The 18811-nt window shown below is 40.3% G+C and carries 22 protein-coding genes and 1 pseudogene; 15 read left to right on the forward strand and 8 right to left on the reverse strand.

Annotated elements, in window-relative coordinates:
- Positions 1-140: 140 nt before the first annotated feature.
- Complete coding sequence (locus tag AC0VYO_RS06805) at positions 141-329, forward strand: hypothetical protein (protein ID WP_475368721.1); 189 nt, start codon at positions 141-143, stop codon at positions 327-329.
- A gap of 86 nt (positions 330-415) precedes the next feature.
- Here the strand turns inward: AC0VYO_RS06805 and AC0VYO_RS06810 are convergent.
- Both AC0VYO_RS06810 and AC0VYO_RS06815 read right to left on the reverse strand, forming a co-directional pair.
- Positions 416-2892: pseudogene (locus tag AC0VYO_RS06810) on the reverse strand (heavy metal translocating P-type ATPase).
- A gap of 71 nt (positions 2893-2963) precedes the next feature.
- Positions 2964-3284 (reverse strand): ArsR/SmtB family transcription factor, encoded by a 321-nt coding sequence (locus AC0VYO_RS06815; RefSeq protein ID WP_226612139.1) that lies wholly within the window; start codon positions 3282-3284, stop codon positions 2964-2966.
- Positions 3285-3532: 248 nt separating this feature from the next.
- Between AC0VYO_RS06815 and AC0VYO_RS06820 the strand changes: the two genes are divergently transcribed.
- The gene (locus tag AC0VYO_RS06820; protein ID WP_475368722.1) at positions 3533-4615 is read left to right on the forward strand and encodes a hypothetical protein; all 1083 of its coding nucleotides are present in this window, start codon (positions 3533-3535) and stop codon (positions 4613-4615) included.
- A gap of 205 nt (positions 4616-4820) precedes the next feature.
- Here the strand turns inward: AC0VYO_RS06820 and AC0VYO_RS06825 are convergent, their stop codons facing one another.
- Together AC0VYO_RS06825 and AC0VYO_RS06830 are read right to left on the reverse strand one after the other, a co-directional pair.
- On the reverse strand, positions 4821-5354 hold the full coding sequence (locus tag AC0VYO_RS06825; RefSeq protein ID WP_475368723.1) for a hypothetical protein: 534 nt from the start codon (positions 5352-5354) through the stop codon (positions 4821-4823).
- Positions 5355-5540: 186 nt separating this feature from the next.
- On the reverse strand, positions 5541-5891 hold the full coding sequence (locus AC0VYO_RS06830) for a hypothetical protein (RefSeq protein WP_430241231.1): 351 nt from the start codon (positions 5889-5891) through the stop codon (positions 5541-5543).
- A gap of 125 nt (positions 5892-6016) precedes the next feature.
- On the opposite strand from AC0VYO_RS06830, the gene AC0VYO_RS06835 reads away from it, so the two are divergent.
- The 5 genes from AC0VYO_RS06835 (at position 6017) to AC0VYO_RS06855 (ending at position 7936) form a co-directional block, all read left to right on the forward strand.
- A complete protein-coding gene (locus AC0VYO_RS06835; protein WP_475368724.1) occupies positions 6017-6406 on the forward strand; it encodes a GNAT family N-acetyltransferase in 390 nt (129 codons plus the stop codon).
- Between the two features lie 112 nt (positions 6407-6518).
- Entirely contained in the window at positions 6519-6701 is a 183-nt protein-coding gene (locus AC0VYO_RS06840) for a hypothetical protein (RefSeq protein WP_194220888.1), read from the forward strand.
- A gap of 29 nt (positions 6702-6730) precedes the next feature.
- On the forward strand, positions 6731-6955 hold the full coding sequence (locus tag AC0VYO_RS06845; protein WP_475366978.1) for a hypothetical protein: 225 nt from the start codon (positions 6731-6733) through the stop codon (positions 6953-6955).
- Positions 6956-6993: 38 nt separating this feature from the next.
- Entirely contained in the window at positions 6994-7347 is a 354-nt protein-coding gene (locus AC0VYO_RS06850; RefSeq protein WP_430241237.1) for an SHOCT domain-containing protein, read from the forward strand.
- A 67-nt stretch (positions 7348-7414) separates the two neighbouring features.
- Positions 7415-7936 (forward strand): GNAT family N-acetyltransferase, encoded by a 522-nt coding sequence (locus tag AC0VYO_RS06855; RefSeq protein ID WP_430241239.1) that lies wholly within the window; start codon positions 7415-7417, stop codon positions 7934-7936.
- A gap of 76 nt (positions 7937-8012) precedes the next feature.
- Here the strand turns inward: AC0VYO_RS06855 and AC0VYO_RS06860 are convergent, their stop codons facing one another.
- Both AC0VYO_RS06860 and AC0VYO_RS06865 read right to left on the reverse strand, forming a co-directional pair.
- A complete protein-coding gene (locus AC0VYO_RS06860) occupies positions 8013-8309 on the reverse strand; it encodes a DMT family transporter (protein ID WP_475366979.1) in 297 nt (98 codons plus the stop codon).
- Complete coding sequence (locus tag AC0VYO_RS06865; RefSeq protein ID WP_475366980.1) at positions 8306-8656, reverse strand: DMT family transporter; 351 nt, start codon at positions 8654-8656, stop codon at positions 8306-8308. Before AC0VYO_RS06865 ends, AC0VYO_RS06860 begins: the two co-directional genes overlap by 4 nt.
- A 141-nt stretch (positions 8657-8797) precedes the next feature.
- On the opposite strand from AC0VYO_RS06865, the gene AC0VYO_RS06870 reads away from it, so the two are divergent.
- Positions 8798-9628, forward strand: coding sequence for a LysR family transcriptional regulator (locus AC0VYO_RS06870; RefSeq protein WP_475368725.1), 831 nt, complete (start codon positions 8798-8800; stop codon positions 9626-9628).
- Here the strand turns inward: AC0VYO_RS06870 and AC0VYO_RS06875 are convergent.
- Positions 9625-11790, reverse strand: a complete 2166-nt coding sequence (locus AC0VYO_RS06875; RefSeq protein WP_475366982.1) for a PAS domain S-box protein — start codon at positions 11788-11790, stop codon at positions 9625-9627. The two genes, AC0VYO_RS06870 and AC0VYO_RS06875, sit on opposite strands and share 4 nt — an antisense overlap.
- A gap of 163 nt (positions 11791-11953) precedes the next feature.
- Here AC0VYO_RS06875 and AC0VYO_RS06880 point away from each other — a divergent pair, with 163 nt between their 5' ends.
- The 4 genes from AC0VYO_RS06880 (at position 11954) to AC0VYO_RS06895 (ending at position 15576) form a co-directional block, all read left to right on the forward strand.
- Positions 11954-12328 carry a PadR family transcriptional regulator gene (locus tag AC0VYO_RS06880; RefSeq protein ID WP_475368726.1) on the forward strand — a complete coding sequence of 125 codons (375 nt, stop codon included), beginning with the start codon at positions 11954-11956 and terminating at the stop codon, positions 12326-12328.
- The gene (locus AC0VYO_RS06885) at positions 12315-13268 is read left to right on the forward strand and encodes a hypothetical protein (RefSeq protein ID WP_475366983.1); all 954 of its coding nucleotides are present in this window, start codon (positions 12315-12317) and stop codon (positions 13266-13268) included. Before AC0VYO_RS06880 ends, AC0VYO_RS06885 begins: the two co-directional genes overlap by 14 nt.
- A 309-nt stretch (positions 13269-13577) precedes the next feature.
- Positions 13578-14909: a GntP family permease gene (locus AC0VYO_RS06890; RefSeq protein WP_194220898.1), complete on the forward strand. Its 1332-nt coding sequence runs from the start codon at positions 13578-13580 to the stop codon at positions 14907-14909.
- A 124-nt stretch (positions 14910-15033) separates the two neighbouring features.
- Positions 15034-15576, forward strand: a complete 543-nt coding sequence (locus tag AC0VYO_RS06895) for a CBO0543 family protein (RefSeq protein WP_475366984.1) — start codon at positions 15034-15036, stop codon at positions 15574-15576.
- 46 nt (positions 15577-15622) lie between these two features.
- Here AC0VYO_RS06895 and AC0VYO_RS06900 read toward each other — a convergent pair whose 3' ends face one another.
- Complete coding sequence (locus tag AC0VYO_RS06900; RefSeq protein ID WP_475366985.1) at positions 15623-16543, reverse strand: cation diffusion facilitator family transporter; 921 nt, start codon at positions 16541-16543, stop codon at positions 15623-15625.
- A gap of 219 nt (positions 16544-16762) precedes the next feature.
- On the opposite strand from AC0VYO_RS06900, the gene AC0VYO_RS06905 reads away from it, so the two are divergent.
- The 3 genes from AC0VYO_RS06905 to AC0VYO_RS06915 all read left to right on the forward strand — a co-directional run bounded on the left by AC0VYO_RS06905 (position 16763) and on the right by AC0VYO_RS06915 (position 18736).
- Entirely contained in the window at positions 16763-17257 is a 495-nt protein-coding gene (locus tag AC0VYO_RS06905) for a CBO0543 family protein (protein ID WP_475366986.1), read from the forward strand.
- Between the two features lie 186 nt (positions 17258-17443).
- Entirely contained in the window at positions 17444-18091 is a 648-nt protein-coding gene (locus AC0VYO_RS06910) for a pentapeptide repeat-containing protein (protein ID WP_475368727.1), read from the forward strand.
- A 174-nt stretch (positions 18092-18265) separates the two neighbouring features.
- A complete protein-coding gene (locus tag AC0VYO_RS06915; RefSeq protein WP_475366988.1) occupies positions 18266-18736 on the forward strand; it encodes an N-acetyltransferase family protein in 471 nt (156 codons plus the stop codon).
- Positions 18737-18811 lie beyond the last annotated feature (75 nt).

Raw genomic sequence — 18811 nt, forward strand, 5'->3', positions numbered from 1 at the left:
AAGCGTTATGGAATAAACCCTTAGAAAGGAGTAGTCTCAGTACCAAAATTATTACCAGGAAAGCTAGTCTTGTTTGTACTAGGAGTATTTGTTGTTCAGATCATAGTTTTTGTATGAATCAACACTTGGGAGGTAAAAGAATGATGGGAATCGTATTAACGATAGTACTGTTTATTGTCAGTCTGTTTATTCTATATGTCGTCATCGAATCAGCCGTTAGAAGAGGGATTAATAGTTCCGTTATTGGGAAGTATCTTGAGGAAAACCATGGAATGAAAGAAGAGCATAAACCTTCTTTTTTAGATCATGATCTGGATAGTGATGAGTGAGCGTTCGTTCAGAAAGTTGAAGTCAGCAAGCAATAACACACAGGAAAAGGAGGTGTTTCTCTCGATGAGAAACACCTCCTTTCTACTTAATGCTTAAATTTCAATAATCTGAGTGCATTTAAAATAACGATTAAGGCTGCGCCGGTATCGCTTAATACAGCGATCCAAAGTGTGAGCCAGCCCGGGAAGATGAGGGCAAGCGCGATCACTTTAATAATGATTGAGAACCAGATGTTTTGTTTAATAATTCTTAATGCTTTTTGGCTTAACTTCATTGTATGTGGAAGTTGATCAAGATTATCGGCCATAAGAATAATATCGGCTGTCTCCATCGCTGTGTCAGTTCCAGCGCCACCCATCGCAATACCTAGGTCGGCAGTTGCGAGTGCAGGAGCGTCATTGATGCCATCTCCAACCATGGCTACTTTGTACCCTTCCTGTTGTAGCTTCTTAATGGCGTCTACTTTATCTTCAGGAAATAGCTCCGCAAAATAACGATTCACATTTGCTTCTGAAGCAATCGTTTTGGCCGTTCCTTCATTATCTCCAGTTAGCATGACCGTTTGTTTGATGCCGCTTTGTTGTAATGCGTGTAAAGCCACGGCAGATGTATTTCGGATTGTATCAGAGACGGCAATCGTCCCAAGAATTCCTTGCTGTGTTCCGATAATGACGACGGTTTTACCGTTACGCTGCATTTCTTGTACATCTTTTTCTATATCTGTTAAGGGAATAGACAGTTCATCGAATAATTTTGGATTCCCGGCGTAATAGATCGTGCCATTGATTGTGGCTTGAACGCCTTTACCAACGATGTTTCGAAACAGCTCACCATGCTGTGGTTGGATGCCTTTATTGTTTGCATAGTTTACAATCGATTTTGCAATCGGGTGAGTGGAATGGTTTTCTAATGTTAAGGCGATGGATAGTAATTCTTGTTCTGATCCGTTTGACGCCTTAATGTCGGAGACTTTCGGCTTACCTTCTGTTAATGTTCCTGTTTTATCAAATGCAATAGCGGTGATCGCACCTGCTTTTTCTAAAAATGTACCGCCTTTAATTAATACGCCATTCTTAGCAGCATTTCCAATTGCTGACACGATCGCAACAGGTGTTGAAATAACGAGTGCACATGGACAAGCGATAACTAGTAATTCAAGCCCTCGATAAAACCATTCTCCCCAAGTTCCGATGTTGAGTATTGGTGGTAAAACCATAACGGCTAAGGCGAGCACGAACACGATCGGTGTATAAATTGCTGCGAATTTATCGATGAAGGCTTCCGTTGGCGCTTTCTGTTCCTGTGCTTCTTCAACGAGATGAATAATTTTGGCGATCGTCGTATCGTCAGCTAACTTCGTAACTTTAATCTCAAGAGAGCCGTGTTCATTAATGGATCCAGCATAGACGGTATCGCCGATTCCCTTATCAACAGGAATTGATTCACCTGTAATCGGAGCCTGGTTAACGCTCGATTCTCCTTGAATGATTTCCCCATCCAATGGGAGTTTATCACCGGGTTTAACGACGATAGTTTCACCGATAGTAATATGCTCTACAGGTTTCTTCACCATTTCTGAACCAGCTTTAACCCAGGCTTCTGGAGGAGCTAGATCCATCAGGTTATGAATCGAATTTCTCGTTTGTTCGATGGATTTTGTTTGTAGGTAGTTTCCGATAGCAAACAGCCAAACCACGACAGCCCCTTCAAGCCATTCACCGATTAACGCAGCGCCAATCGCAGCGGCAGACATAAGAACGTTCATGTCGAGTGAACGACTTTTGATTGCATAGAAGGCACTTCTAACAGGTTTAATACCACTGATCACAATCGCAATGGCGTATAGAATGGTTGAAACGATTGAAGGGATGATCGTAAAAGAACTTATGAGACCTAGCGCTATTAAACTACCAGAAACGATCACTGAAGCATTTTCATTATTCTTCTTAGTATGTGTTGATTTTATAGTATCTGGAACCGCCTTGAATCCAATTTTGGAAACTTCTTTCATAATGCTTTCCTCTTGAGTAGAAGCGTCAATTTTCATTTTCCCTGTGGAAAAATTAACGCTCACATCTTTAACGGTCGGCAAGGTGTTAAGGTGATTTTCGATACTTTTGGCACAGCTGCCGCAGTCCATTCCTTCAATATGAAATGTTCTATAATCCTTTTTCTGATTGATCGGTTCAACGGAATATCCAAGTTTTTTGATCTCTGCCTCAACCGGAGTAATGGCATCTACAGAACTTGCGGCTACTTGCAGTTTTGCTGTACTGTAATTGACCTTTACTTCAGTCAGGTTCTTTAATTTACTTAACGCTTTTTCAATGGTTTTCGCACAGGCGGGGCAATCCATTCCATGAACTTGATAAGTCTTTTTCTCCTCAGAAGTATCGGTGGAATAAGCGTCTGTTTTCTCTAGCTGTTGTTGTTCGCTACTGCAACAGCTTGTTTTTTTGAGTTGGTGTCTTCAGTTACATCAGCGTTACTACTGCAACACTGATCCGCTTCTTGCTTGTATTCATTCTGTTGAGAAGAACTGCAGCAGCTTGCTTTTTCGATAGAAGAATCGCTGCTACATGTGTTTTTTTCCTTATTATCGTTACAACATTTATCCGCCAAAGAAAGTCCTCCTAATCAACGTGACGTTCACAGCAAGCTACATCATTTTCAACATCATCTAGTATGAGATCGAACATAGTAAGTAGATCTCGAATTTGTTGGTTTCTTAAACTGTAGTAGCAATACTTTCCTTCATTTCGACCTACTATAATCCCGCAACCTTTCAAACAAGCAAGATGCTGTGAAATGTTTGACTGGTTTCCATTTACTTCTTGAACAATCTCAGAAACGGTTTTTTCAACATCCTTTATGCTTTCAAGAATTTGAATTCGTGTTTTATTAGAAAACCCGTGAATAAGCTTAACTTTCATATCAATATTAACGGTTTGCATATGTGCCCTCCTGACATATTAGTATAAACGAATATGTATGTTCTCTATCATATTAGCAATCTCTAATATGTGTGTCAAACTAGTGTGAATTTTTTCGAAGTTAGACAGTGAAGGTGCAATAGGTGATGTCTATATGAAATAAGAGATTGAGTTATTTGTATGATTTTGGAATAATTGAAAATGGAAGTCATTGCGAGGTAAAATGACATTTCATAAAAAGAAGATAGTGTGAAGGAGTCATATGACCGATGAGGTTGCTTACATCAAAAAGGGTGGCAGAGTTTGAACTTATTCAACAGGCTTTAATCAATGAAGGCTTACCAAAGTTGTCAGATGACGCAAGAATCAAGAGGTTAGGAGAAGGTGCGTATTTGCTGGAGCGGGAGGGGCTTGTTCTTCGCATACCTAAGAAAATAGCTTACGAGCGAGAGGTGATTTTCAATCGTAAGGAGTTAATAGCGGAGTATGCTGCAACAAAAGTTTTTTATGAGCATGCTAATAAAGCTAAGAATGGCATTTGCCCTAACTATTTTAAGTACAGCGTCAATGAAGAATTAACGTACACGCTTGAAACTTACGTAGGACAATCAATTGATCTTAACACCCAGACGATAGAAGATGGGAAAAGGTATGGAAGAGAGCTAGGAGAGTTCTATCTTGCTCTTGAATCATTCACACCACCATTTAACGGAATCGGATATTTGCATCTTGACGAAAAAGAAGAATTAACAGGCGCATATGATCTAACTGTAAGTGAGTTTCTACTTGAAGAAACAGAAGAGTATCGCGAAGAGTTACATACGCTGCTTGCAAGTCCATACAATTTTGATAAAGAGAAAGTAAAGGGAACCGGGGAAGCGCTTATTTCTACTCGCTCGATTGACTGCGAGTCAATTATTTTCACAAATCAAGATGCTTCACCAGAGAATCTCATTTTCACGAAAAGTGGCGTTAAAATGATCGATCCTTATCCTCTTCTAGCTACTGGAACGTCGCTTGCTGCTAATTATGTTTTCAACTATGAGACGTTATTTCCTACGTTTTATAACACAAAAAGGTATCGGAAAGGGAATTACCATCAACATGTTTCAAAGCTAAAAGCGAATGCAGAAGGGTTTAGGGAAGGGTATATCAGTCACTTGGAGCAGAAGCATGAAGCACTACATGTTGAGGTGTTTTTAAAACTTCTAACGATGACGCATGATCATCTTCTTTTGCTGCAGAAAGAATCTCTCACACGTGAAGAAGTAATCCGTTATGGGACGAAGGGGCAAGTGGAGGAGCGTTTCTTGCTTTATTTGAAGGAGCTTGAGAAATATCCGTACTTATAGGTGAATGATTAAAAGAGGCCGGACGATTCATCTGATGAATCGTCCGGCCTCTTTGATGGAATGGTTATTTCGATCTCTCTTCGTTCTCATCCATCTCCCATGAATATCCCGATTTTCCCATATAGTAGAGAAAACCAGCAGACGATAAGATCGTTAGAATCGCAATGATTAGTCCGATGAAGAGCCCTCCTTTGAATAATGGTCCTTAATTTCTTTGTGCAATAATCGAGTTTGCGATTTCTACCATGTCTTCCTTCGTGAATGGAGGTTCTTCTCCTGATGGCGTGAATCCAATCACTTTGTATAGAGCATTTTCGTTTTTACTTAGCCACGTAATCGTTAAGAGGTGACCCTCTTCAGCTTCGGTGTATGCGCCACTTACATCTTGATCAAGTTCCTCGTTCGTTTCCCCAATAGAGGCATCGATTCCCTTTTGATCCTTGATCATAACGTTTAGGTGTTTATCATCTTCTCCATAATAAAAATCCATTCCATATGGCTCTAATTCCGTTTCGGCTACAGCTTCCACATCATTTACTTCTAATGGGATTTTCTCCATATTAGGTACGGTAATTTCGCTTCTAAAATCTTCAGGAAGTTTCTCCACTTCAGTCTTAACCTCAGGGTAATTCTCTTGAAGGGAGTCTAGATGATTTTCAGTAGACCCTTCTTCCTGTCCACCGCAGGCTGCGAGGATAAGTATTAATCCGAATAGAACTGATGCTAATTTCAATTTCATATGTATCCCTCCTATTCTGTACTACGAAATACGCTAGGAAAAGTTTCGGATTAATGCCATTTGTTAGGTTTAATGGTATTAAATTGGGATTTTTATAAATAGAAGAAAAGATCTCTTCACTACAAAAACCTCGCTCATCTTTTCATGATAGCGAGGTTTTTTAGTTCACATTAATCTATTATTCTTTTAAGCCAATAAACGCTCATAAATAACTTCTTTCGTCTCTAAATCAATAGCATCTACTTTGATTTTCACTACCTGGTTATCATCATTTTTCTTAGCGCCCCAGAGACGTATGTAGTTATTACTATTATGATCCAGGAAATTCACCTGAACGGTTCTAACATCCCCGATTTCTACTTGTTTGTCCTCAATCCAACACTCTTGAAAGACCATTGTTTCTTGGGGTTGGCTTAATAGGTAGTCATGCATGAACTTTTCAAACTCAGGAAAATTCATCTTTTGATCTTCAATACAAACCTTGTTAAATTCATCGCGATCCGTAATATGGTAATTTGCTTTTGATTCGTTATTCATTGTATTTCCTCCTCGTAAACACGGTTGATAGATAGTTATTTCCCCGAAAAAGATCTAGGTAAAACATCGAGAAAAAGGAAAGGTACTGATCGGTTGGGAAGAGAAGATTACTTCCGGTTTTGCGAATGTCAACCAGCGAAGCATATGTACAGTTATGTTCATTAGCCGGTTGGAATAATATGAATTTTTCTGTGGCGGAAAAGGAGGTTCATCAATCTATTTATGCAACGGCGGTATCTTATGGAGAGGAAGTTATTGGCATGGCTCGTATCGTTGGTGATGGAGTGATGTATTTTTATATTCAGGATTTCGTCGTTCACCCTCTGCATCAGGGGAAGGGAGTAGGGAAAATGTTAATGAACCAGCTTTTCTCCTATTTGAAGGAACATGCTCCTACGCAAGCCTTCATCGGTCTTTTTGCAACAGAGGAGGGAAGTCACTTATATAAGCAGTTTGGCTTTGAACAACCGGGTGATATGAATGGAATGTTTCGCTTAACCCCTATTGAATCATAATGCACCTAGACGGTGGCGGTGTCTTCGATAAGAGGATATCGTCACTTTTTAATGGTAATATTTGAAACTTTATAGGGGTTCCACACGTAATTAAACAAAAGGGGGAATGGAAATGACAGCATTTATTGTAATATTACTCGTTATTGCATTTATCGCATCTGGCTTTTCAAAATCGTCGTCAACGCGACGTTCTCCAGGTGGAACGGATCATTCAAGCTATTATAGTGGTGGGCATCAAAGCTCAGGATGCGATAGCTTCGGTGGAGATGGTGGGGGATGCGGTGGTGGTGAGTAATCAGGAAGCTTAGTTGTTGAGGTGAGAGAATGTTGAAAGGAATTAAACGTATATTGGCGCTCATAACGCTAGCTTTAGCGGTAGCTGCTTTCGTGAAGGGTAATGTTGCAATGCTTGCCCCTATGCTCCTTTCTCTGGGTCTTTTTATGGCTGTTTTAGGGATTGAAGAGCGTGGAGAAAGGCGAAGAAAGAAAGCTGGAGTGATTTTTTTAGTGTCAGCTCTGATCATTCTGACTTCTGTTTATATCTTTTAAGGATGTGTGAAAAGGTCATTTCAAAAGGAGGGATTGTCATGAGTTCTCATTTTCGTGTAAAGCCTAGTAAAGTTAGTTCCATGATCGGAATGATTGCTGGCTTTATTTTTGTAATTATCGGTATTGCATTTGTTTCGCAAATAGGCGCATTCGGTATTGTTTGGACTGTGTTTGCGATCCTTATCACGGGATACCATGCCCTGAATGTTTTTAGTAAAAATGGCGTTTCAACGTATCAAGCTGATGTTGATCGTGACGATGATAAGGGTGCGGCTTCCGATCAAGACTACGAGTCGAAAATACGTCAACTTCATCGTTTGAAGGAAGATCACATCATTACGGACGAAGAGTACCAAAAAAAGAAAGCAGAACTCTTGAATCGTAAGTGGTAGAATAAGAGTAGCGAATTAAATACATAAGAGACATGAAGGTTGCTTGCCATGTTGAAAGGAGCACCATGTGAAGACAGAGATCATAAAGTTAACGAAACCAACTGCTCAATTTGTTGAAGTCCTGAATCGGTGGGAAAATGATCGAGAATTGATTCCGCTGATTCGCCCGAATAAAAGCAGGGAGGAATTAGAGCGGCGCGAGACGATCACTCTTGAGGGAGTGAGGGAGCGTCTTACGTACCAGCAGATATTCCAGATCTTTGTGAATCACGAGATGATCGGAGAAATGAATTACATGGTGGATCCTCCACACCTTTTGAAGCAAGAACCAGGAACGGCATGGATTGGAATTACGATTGGCGAACCTGAAGGTAGAGGCAAAGGAATTGGATATGAAGCAATCCAACATTTAGAAGAGCAAATTTACCAGCAGGGTTTTAATCGGATTGAACTAGGCGTGTTTGAGTTTAATACGAATGCGCAAAAGCTCTACCGAAAGCTTGGATACGAAGAGATTGGCAGGTTAGAAGATTTCACCTACTGGCAAGGAAAAATGTGGTCAGATATTCGAATGGAAAAGTACTTATAAGAAAGCGCCGATCAATTAGTGGTCGGCGCATTTTTTGATTACGGTGGGCCCAGGTACGTATCTAACCCCGTTCTAATTATAATATAACCACACCAATGATGATAAACGCTATAGAAAGAAATTTCCTTCTTGTAGCTTTTTCGTTGAATAAGATGAGACCGGCAATGGTTGTGCCGGCGATAGAGCCGCCGGACCAGATCGCGTAGGCTAGTCCGATTTCAATAGATTGCACAGAAAGGGTGAGAAAGTAGATGCATAGCCCGAATAAAACAAATGAGGCGATGCCTGGAATTTTACGGGTGAATCCAGCTGATAGCTTTACGGCAATACTGCCTATAATGGAAAAGGCGAGAGCTAAAATTAAAAAAATCATATCGTTTCCTCCCCTTTTTCTCTATAGCGAGACTTTGTATTTAAGCCAACGATGCCAATCAGAATGAGGAAAATAGCGAGAAATTTTGAGAATGACGTAGACTCTTGAAAGAGGAGGATTCCAGCTACGGCTATAATCACCGTACCGCCCCCAGACCAAAGTGCGTTAATGATGCCCAATTCGTGATCTTTCGTTAGAAAAATATAAAAGAGGATCGCGATAGCATAACTCAAGATCACTATTAAGCTTGGTCCCCACTGGGTAAATCCATTACTGTATTTCATGAATGTCGCCCCGATCACTTCAAATACAATAGCGATACTGAGCCAGATATAAGCGCTTTTCATTGTTATCCCCCAGTTCTTGATCATATTCTAATTCTAGAATAACGTGTGATCGAGGAGAGTGGGTAATATCAATAAATGATGGATCTATAACTTCAGGTTATAATATAGGGGAGAATCATATGAAAGAGGAGAGTGTTTATCTTGCTTCCGAAGTTAGCGTACTTTATTAAAATTGCTGACGAGAGAAGTTTCACTCGCGCAGCAAAAGCTTTATTTGTTTCCCAGCCGGCTCTCAGTAAACAGATGAAGAAGCTTGAAGAGGAGCTTGGTTTTTCTCTTTTTAACCGATCAATTAAAGGAGTAGAGCTGACTACTAAAGGTCAAGCTTTTTACGAAGATATTAAACCGCTGTTTACGCAGATTAATCAGACGGTCGATCGCTATAAGAAATTTGATCAGATACGATTTGGCTCGACACCGATCTTAAGCACCTATTTTTTGCCTGGATACTACGAGCAGCTTCAGTATTCGAATGTTCATGTTACGGCTATTCGAGAAGATAGTTTGGATTTGGTGCCGCTGTTAAAATCTCATGAAATTGATGCGGCGATTGTTCAGAATACCTCAGCGATTGAAGGGATGTATTCAACATTTTTATTTTCTGAACCTTTTGTTGCGGCTGTACCGGTTTCTCTTTCATTAGCGAATAAGAAAGAAGTGACCCTAGAAGAATGTTTCCGGTATACGCAAATCATCCCTCCTACCGGCTATCTTTCTGAGCAAGTAAGAGGGCTATTACATGACCATTCATTTGAGGGAGACGTGCTAGAAACGCACTATCTCGGGATGGGGGGACTTGTCTCGCTTGGAATTGGGATTGCCTATCTTCCGAAAATGATGGGAGAGGCGATTGAACAGAAAGGAGTTGTTTTTCTGCCTATAAAAGGAGAGGCGCTTAGTAGAGATATGCATCTTCATACGAACAGCCCGGCTCTTCTTTCTCTTTTATCAACATCATTTGAACGGCGTTAACGTTCGAGTGGCAATGAAATGGTAACAACGGTTCCTTCGCCAACAGAACTATCAAACAGAATGGCCCCCTTGTGTTCGTGAATGATTTTATAACAGACGACTAGTCCAAGGCCAGTACCAGTATCTTTATTCGAAAAGAATGGCTCACCAAGTCGGTCTAATCGTTCTTTCGGAATGCCTACGCCTTTATCAGCAATTTTGATGATCAGGTGCGTATCGGAGTTGCACGTCGTGATAGAGAGTTGCCCTCCATCTGGCATCGATTCAATACCGTTTTTGATAATGTTCATAAGGACCTGGGTCATTTGATTTTTCTCACAGCGCATCATGAGGGATGGCATATGGAAAGTCGTCTTCACATCGACATTGTTTAATAAAAGCTCTGGCTCCATGAGTGAGACGACGTTACGGGTTAGCGTCATAATATCAGTTTGTTGGTACGTAACGGCCTGTGGTCGCGCGAGTGATAGGAATTCATTGATGATTGATTCAATCCGATCCATTTCAGATAACATCAGCTGCAATATATCATTATGGATCCGATCTTTGTACAGCTGAATAAATCCTTTTACCGATGTTAATGGATTGCGAACTTCATGAGCGACAGCTGCTGCTAGCTGTCCGATTGCAGAGAGCTTTTCTGAACGAAGGAGAAGCTCTTCTGTTCTCTTACGATCGCGTATATCTCTTGTAATAGCGGACATTGCCATGATGTTCCCCTCATGGTCTTTAATCGGTGAATAGGTAATGCTTACGTCGATTAGCGTTCCATCCTTTTTCTTCCTTACCGTTTCGAAATCCACAACACCGTCACCGTCAGTAACAGCTTCTATGATCTGATCAGCCTCTTCTTTATTGTCATCAGGGTAGATGTCATAAAGATGACTTGTCATGTTCTCATCTTTATAGCCGTAAAGTCGCTGGAAAGCGGGATTTACTTTAATGATTTCTTTATCAAGGTTACTAACCGATATAGCATCAGCATTATTTGTGAAAATGGAGGCAATAAGCTCCTGTGTTTCAACAAGTTCCTTTTCCACCTCTCTGCGTGCTGAAATATCCCTTCCAATAGCGATTAGATATTTCCGATCACCATCAGCGTTGTACGTTGGGGCTTTAATAATTTCAAATGTGCCTGTCTCTCCATTAGCTAGTTCAAGCTCATATTCGTATTCCACCTTTTTTTCTTCTTCCCAGGCAATCCAATCTGTTTTTGCATTGTTCTTAAGTAGATGGTGAGCATCAACGCTTCTGCATTTTAACTCATCACACGTTTTTCCTTTGTATGCTCCCTCTTCGATCCCAAATATTAATTTCGCATACGCATTCATTTCAAGAATTCTTCCTTGTTTATCTTTAAAGATAATGAATTCAGGTATGGAGTCAATGAGCGAGCGCAATTGTTCTGCTTGATCAATTGTATCGAACTGAGCATTTTTGAACTCAGTGATATCTTTTACGATTTTATAAGCACCGCGGAAGTGTCCATTTGTATGAATGGGAATGGTTTTGATCATAAGGTGAACCTTATTGCGGTAAATGTCATACGCCTCAATTTCGTAAGAGCGTTGATCTCCATATAAGGCTAATTCGAAATGTCTACCGATCTTAGAAATCGCTTCCTCATTTACCACATGTGTAGGTGCTTTGATCAAGTCTTCCAATGAATAGCCAAGCATTCTGTGAAGGGCTTGATTGATTAGGGTTAGCTTTAAGTGTTGATCAACAAAAGCAATCCCATCAGGGTTTTCATCAATTAATGAGTGAAACCGCTGTTCAAGCTCTTCGGTAGGAATGCTTTCATTGTTATCTGAAGGTTCACCGGTAACTTCCTTGTAGAGAGCCTCTTTATCCTCAACAATGACAAGGGTCACATGGTTCGAATCTATTGGAGAGAAACGAATCGCTTCTTTCGTAAAAGGTAGAGGGAGTTCAATAAATTTTCCCGGCTCCATTGTAAAAGCTCGATCGAGGTGTGCTTGGATTTGGTTCTGTTCGATTGATAAAATACTTTCAATGCACTGTATGGATTCTGCTTTTTCATAAGAGGAGAATCTTGAAATCGCATACTCATTACGATGGACGATGCCCCCGTTTCGATCAAGAACCACGAGGGGCAGAGGAATGGCATCGTAATGGGCGTAATAGGAAGCAGTATTCATAAATGTAACCCTCCAGATCTCGTAAACTATTTTACTATTATAACAAATGAAAAGGGGAGGGGGGTCAGGTACGTACCTGACCCACTCTCCTTTTTTAAAATGTTATCAAATCCACATTGCTGTTTATCACATAACACTGTATGATACATAGTATATATAGTGTATGACACACAGTAAGAAGGTTGGTGAGGGTGTGACGTTATTAAATTCATTCATAACGGAGCTCAGAAGAGGCACGTTAACGCTTGCGGTCCTAAGTCAATTAAGAACTCCTCAATATGGCTATTCTCTCGTTCAATCGCTTGACAAATCAGGCATATCCATTGAACAGAGCACGCTGTACCCTCTGCTTCGGAGGTTAGAGAAGCAGGAGATGGTGACGAGCAGTTGGGATACAACGGAAAGCAGACCGCGTAAGTATTATGTATTAAGTGAGTATGGAAGAGAAATTTTCGAACAGCTGAAACTAGAGTGGGAGAAAACATCGAGCGAATTAGCTACCTTGTTGAAGGGGGAGGACGAACGTGAATCTGATTGAGGTTTACATTGGTGAAGTGACGAGACGACTTCCTGAATCCATTCGGGAGGACATTGCGCTTGAATTAAGATCAACGATCGGGGATATGCTGCCGGATGATCCTTCAGAAGAAGAAGTGAAGAGCGCCCTTAATGAACTTGGGAGCCCGGTACAAATGGCGAATGGATTTCGGGATTGGCCAATGCATCTCATTGGCCCTCAATATTTTGAACTTTACATGAAGATTATCAAGATGGTGTTACCTATTTCGCTCGTTGTCACATTTATCGGGTTTATGACGATTAATGTGATCGACTACAATGGCACAAGGTCACTTGGAGACGTCTTTTTTAATCTGATGGGTGATGCTATTGGAGGCTTATGGAATACCGCAATTCAAACACTGTTTTGGATCACCCTCATTTTTGTGATTTTGGAACGGACCGATATAAATATAAACCGAGCGCTAAAAGGATGGTCAGCGGATGAATTAGAGAAGGTAACCTCTGTGCCCAAAAAGAAGAAAGTTGCGAAATCGGAGCTATTCGCAGACCTTCTCTTTGCGGCAGTTTGGGCAACGCTTTATTTTAACGCAGACAACTTACTTGGCATCATTCGAAACGGTAAGGTGGATGTGCCTTTCTTTAATAATGATGTGCTTTTATCTTACTGGCCACTTGTAAGTCTGACTCTTCTAACGACGGTGTTGCTAGCTTTATATAAAGTGATTGTTGGCTATTGGACGAAGCGTTTAGCGATGGCTAATGCTATTCATCATGCCTTTGCGACGACAGTAATTGTGATTATGTTATTAAATGATCAGCTGATTCATCCAGATCTAACGAACCTATTGTCTCTTTCAGAAACGTATCAAAATATGATTCTTGCAGCAATTGGGCTATTCTTTATTCTGAGTGCCGGCATGGATATTGTAAAAGGATTTTGGAAAGCGAACTTGTAAGTTTAGTGCTTTTTTTCTTGGAATATTTAAAAATAGTGCTAGAAATGCAAGGGTTTAATTAACTGAAAAAAATAAATTTTAATAGAATCGCAGAAATTGCGATTCTTTTTTTCGTGATGTAAACCCTTTATTATCAAGGGTTTTTAGGGATTTTCTATCAAATAGAACCGTCTGTTTCATAATTAACAGAAAAATTTTTTAAACGTTTCCATTGATTTATGAAATAATAATTCCTATAATGAAGAAAGTTGGAAGGGTTTTCAATCGAATTAATGTAAACCCTTTATTTTAGAAGAGGTGGGAGTTATCATGGAAATCTACTTATTAGCAATAACACTCATATCAATTGCAATCGTAATTGTAGGAGTTTCTGTATTTCAGTGGCATGCTTTCATTGGTTTAACTGTAGCGGCTTTATTCCTGGCAGTCATGTCGGGCATGGAATGGGTCGATATTATAGGTTCATATGAAGCGGGTGTTGGTGGCGTACTTGGTCACTTAGTTGGTATTCTAGCACTTGGTACGATTCTAGGAAAACTGCTGTCTGAATCCGGTGCAGGGTTGCAGATTGCGAATTTCTTTATTCGCGTCTTTGGAGAGAAAAAGTTGCCATGGGCGATGTTCTTCTCAGGATTTATTATCGGAATTCCAGTATTCTTTGAAGTTGGTATTTTAATTCTATTACCACTCGTTATTTCGATTCAAAAGGCAACGAAGAAAAACATTTTATTGATTGCGCTACCAGCTGTAGCAGGTTTGTCGATTGTGCACGGATTGATTCCGCCGCATCCGGGTGCCGTTGCTGCGATTGGTATTTATGAAGCGGATCTTGGTAAAGTTCTATTGTATTCACTAGTTATAGCGCTTCCAGCTGGTATTCTTGGTGGTCCGGTATTTGCCAAATGGATTAACAAGCGCGTAGTTCCTGTAGGTGAGCCTGATTTGATCAAAGTGGAAGATCAGCAGGATCCATCTAAACTACCTGGTACAGGCATTTCATTTACAACAATCATTATGCCGGTGTTTTTACTTGTTCTAGGTACGTTCGCTCCGTTCCTACCGTTACCAGGTAGTGCGGAAGGGATTTTAGAATTTATCGGTAGCCCACTTGTGGCACTGTTATTATCTTGTTTCTTTGCATTCTATTTCCTTGGATTCCGTCAGGGATTAGACAAAAAACAAATTAAGAAATACGTAGAAGAATGTATTCTACCTGTTGGATCAATCATCTTGATCATCGGTGCAGGTGGTGGCTTTAAACAGATTTTGATCGATAGCGGAATTGGAACGATTATCGGGAATCTTTCTCAAGATCTTTCGTTATCACCACTCGTTCTTGCCTTTATGATTGCAGGTCTTATTCGAATTGCTACAGGTTCCGCAACTGTTGCTTTAACAACAGCAGCTGGAATTGTGTCACCGATCATCGCAACGATGTCAGGTGTGAATCTAGAATTGCTCGTTATTGTTACAGGTGCAGGTTCACTTATGTTCTCACATGTAAACGATGCTGGTTTCTGGATGGTTAAAGAATATCTAGGCTTAACCGTTAAAGAAACGTTTAAAACGTGGACTGTGTTGGAAACCGTTCTTTCCTTTGCAGCATTTGGCGGAGCATTAATTCTGAACATGTTTGTATAAAAGCGAGAGGGGGTCAGGCACGTGCCTGACCCCCTCTTTTTTTCATTCCAGCATAAAACGCTCCTATTTAGGAAATGTTAACCATATCAAATACGATAGGGTACATGATGGGATGTTGAATGAAGTGAAGAATAAGATGATTGAACTTCATACTTCAATCGAAAAATTAAACGATGGATATAGCACCCTTTGGAAAGAAGAAATGTTTCTTGCCTGGCAATGGTGGTTGAACGTTTTACTTCTTGTAGGACCGTGGGTTATTTGGCTGATTCTACGAAAAAAGGAATGCACGAACCGTTTATTATTAGCAGGATTATTCGTTTATGTGATTACATCAACGCTGGATTCGATGGGCGTTGCTTATGGTCTATGGTTTTATTTGTATACACCGCTACCGTACATACATACGTTTTTTATGCCATGGGATTTAAGTTCTTTCCCAGTTATGGTAATGTTGCTTATTCAATACAAACCAAACTTCAGTCCACTATTGAAGGCGGTGTTCTTTTCGCTAATTTGTGCGTTTGTATTCGAGCCGTTATTTATTAAATTAGACGTATATGTTCCTCTTAAATGGGAGTTATATTATGGGGTGCCAGTCTACATTATCATTTATCTTATTGCCCACCGTGTTAGTAGGAGAGGTAATTTCCACGAGTTAGAATAGAAAAGGGGGAGCAGGTACGAACCTGCTCCCCCTTTTTTGGATTCTATTACTCGTTACAGTTATTTTCTCGGTCTTTTATTTCTGATGTTTCACATTCGATTTGAATGGTAGTGTGCGAGAGGTCAAATTGATCATGTAGTTTTTGCCCAGCGATCTTAAGCATTTGATCTCGATTTACCCCCTGGTTAACCACAAGGTGACAGGTGAAAGATGGAAAGTCGGAGGTAATGTTCCAAATATGCAAATCGTGAATAGAATTCACCCCATCGATTTCAACTAGCGCTTTTTTCACTTTTTGAAGATCGATATTAGAAGGGGTTCCTTCCATTAATACGTGGAAAGAGTCCTTCGTGACTCGGATCCCGCTAATTAAAACGAGTATAGCGACAATCGCACTCGCAATTGGATCGGCGTAATTCCAGCCTATGAACATGATGAGCAATGCGGCAATGATTGCGCCGATTGATCCAAGTAAATCACCTAATACATGGAGAAAAGCACTTCGTAAATTGAGATTCTCAGAAGTGTCTCCTTTCATAAGGATCCAAGCTACGAGAATATTGACGATCAGGCCAATAGTAGCGATGACCAGCATACCTGTGCTTGCTACATCCGGTGGATCGATAAAACGATTAATGGATTCCCATAAGATATAGAATGAAATCGCAATAAGCGCAATCCCGTTTAAGAACGCCGCAAGAATCTCAAATCGCTTATACCCATATGTTTTCTCAGTATCAGATTTCTTCTCACCGAGTTTAAAGGCAAGTAAGCTCATACCTAAAGCGACGGCATCGCTAAGCATGTGACCGGCATCAGATAAGAGTGCGAGACTGTTGGTTATAATTCCTCCAACAACCTCTAGGATCATAAAAGTGGCGATAAGTATAAAACTAATGAGTAGTGCTTTTTTGTTTGCTGAATGAGTGTGTCCGTGATCATGAGAATGATTATGATTATGCCCCATCGTAATGCCTCCAGTCGATTAACAATAAAACGTTATACATGAGTATATGTTCATATACTGATTATACCACTAATGCAAGTTGTTTTAAACGTCTTTTGAAGGGGTCAGGCTCGGGCCTGACCCCTTCAAAAGACAACTGTATCTATAAGGCGGATTTTCGCTCAATTAGTATGTATCAAAAGACCAAACTTGGGGACTTTAATGTGATAGAGGAGCGTGATGAAGGTGTCAAAGGACAAGGGTATTCTTTATTTGATTTGGATAGTGACTGCAGCACTTCTATATAAATATATCCCGAGAAATAAAATTCGACACGGTCTTGTAGCCATGTTTTTTAAGCAGTTTGTTACATGGTTTTTCGGTTTGCTTGTTGTTGAGAAAGGACTTATTCAATATCCTGTTCGACTTTTTAAGAAATCAAACCGTACAAGCTTCACATTCGAGTATTTTGTTTATCCCGCGTTTTGTGCCATCTTCAATTTGAATTATCCGGAAAATAGAAATAAATTCACTCAGCTTCTTTACTATGTTTTTCATGTTGGAGTCATTACGATAGGAGAAGTGATCGCGGAAAAATATACGAATCTAATAAAGTATGTTAAATGGAAGTGGTACTGGAGTTTTATTACGCTTTCGCTGACGAATTTTAGTTCACGCATGTTTTATCGCTGGTTTTACAAAGATGAGCTTAAGACAAAGGAATCAAATGAATAAGTCATTCTCAGCTTCCTCATTCTGGAGGCTTTTCTTGTGCAAACAGAGAGAGGGAGTAATTAATATTCATGCTGAGAAAGCAAGGCAAAGTTTGTACATACTTCTTTCCAAAAAGACAGGCTTATATTTACTGTCACTCATATGATATCTTTCTTATGACCAAACTGAAGTAAGAAGGGTGTTACGATGAGCAAAAACATAAAACTAGAACGTCCAAAAATTCCGGCTATCCTTGAAGAAGGTCATTTTCATGCGATTTATAATGATGAAGACTTAACGCTAATGAATTGCGAGATTATAGGTGAAGCGGTGGACGACGTTGAGCTTGACCGTGTGATCTTATCGAAAGTGGTGTTTAGAAACGTTACATTTACAAACGCCACGTTTCCTCAAATTGATATGATTGATGTTATATTCGATAATTGTAACCTTTCCAATGTGAACTTCACTGAAGGCATCATTCATCGCGTGAAGTTCACGGACTGCAAGTTAATGGGTGCTGATTTCTCGGAAGCAAACCTTGGAAACGTTATGTTTGAGAATTGTATGGCAAATTTCAGTAGCTATGTGGATACCAGGCTGAAACAAGTGAAATTTGAAGATACGTCTTTGCAAAGCGCGAACTATCATAGCTGTCAGTTTACAAAGACAATTTTCAACAGGTGTGACGCAAACGATGTTAATTTCGTACAAACGCTCTTAAAGGGTGTCGATCTTAGCACATGTACATTTGAACGCCTTCATGTTGATTTGGAAAGCCTAGATGGATGTGAAGTTTCACAGGATCAGGCGATTGGGTTTGCGAAGTTGTTAGGATTGAAGGTAGTTGAATAGCGGGAGGGGGACAGGCACGTGCCTGTCCCTCGCTGCGTTACTTCATAAAAGAAGTGATTGAGGAATGGGCGGATATTTGAAATAATTGTTAGTGGATATAACCTGCGATAGAATATTGGGATTTACATAAAGAAATAAGTGGTTTTAGACAAGCTGCTAAGATTGGAGGGTTTTATGAACATTCGCCATGTGAAGCAATCAGATTACTATATGATTTCTCCACTGATCAATGAATGGTGGAGTGGAGGACAAATGATCGACAAGCTTCCTAAAATGTTCTTTGATCATTTTACGAATACGAGCTTTATTGCAGAAGAGAACGGTGAGATTGCCGGGTTTCTAATTGGTTTTCTTTCACAAACTCATTTAGAAGAAGGGTATATTCACATTGCTGGTGTTCACCCTTCTTATCGAGGTGGTCACATTGGACGTCAACTTTATGAGTCGTTCTTTCAAACAATGAAAGTTTATGGCAGAAGCTTAGTGAGGTGCGTCACCTCGCCGGATAATAAGAATTCGATTGCCTACCACTTTAGAATGGGTTTTGAGATTGAAGGAGGAAACCGCGTCGTGAATGGAATTGCGGTTCACTCAAATTATGACGGACCAGGGCGTGAGCGGGTTGTGTTTGTGAAGCGCGTATAAATGTCCGTGGCGGGGGTCAGGTGCGGACCTGACCCCCGCGCTTTTTTTACAGGCAATTGAAACTAATTCTCGTTC

It is taken from the genome of Anaerobacillus sp. 63XJN7_4_ISO-PGPR-S23-413 (assembly GCF_056173725.1).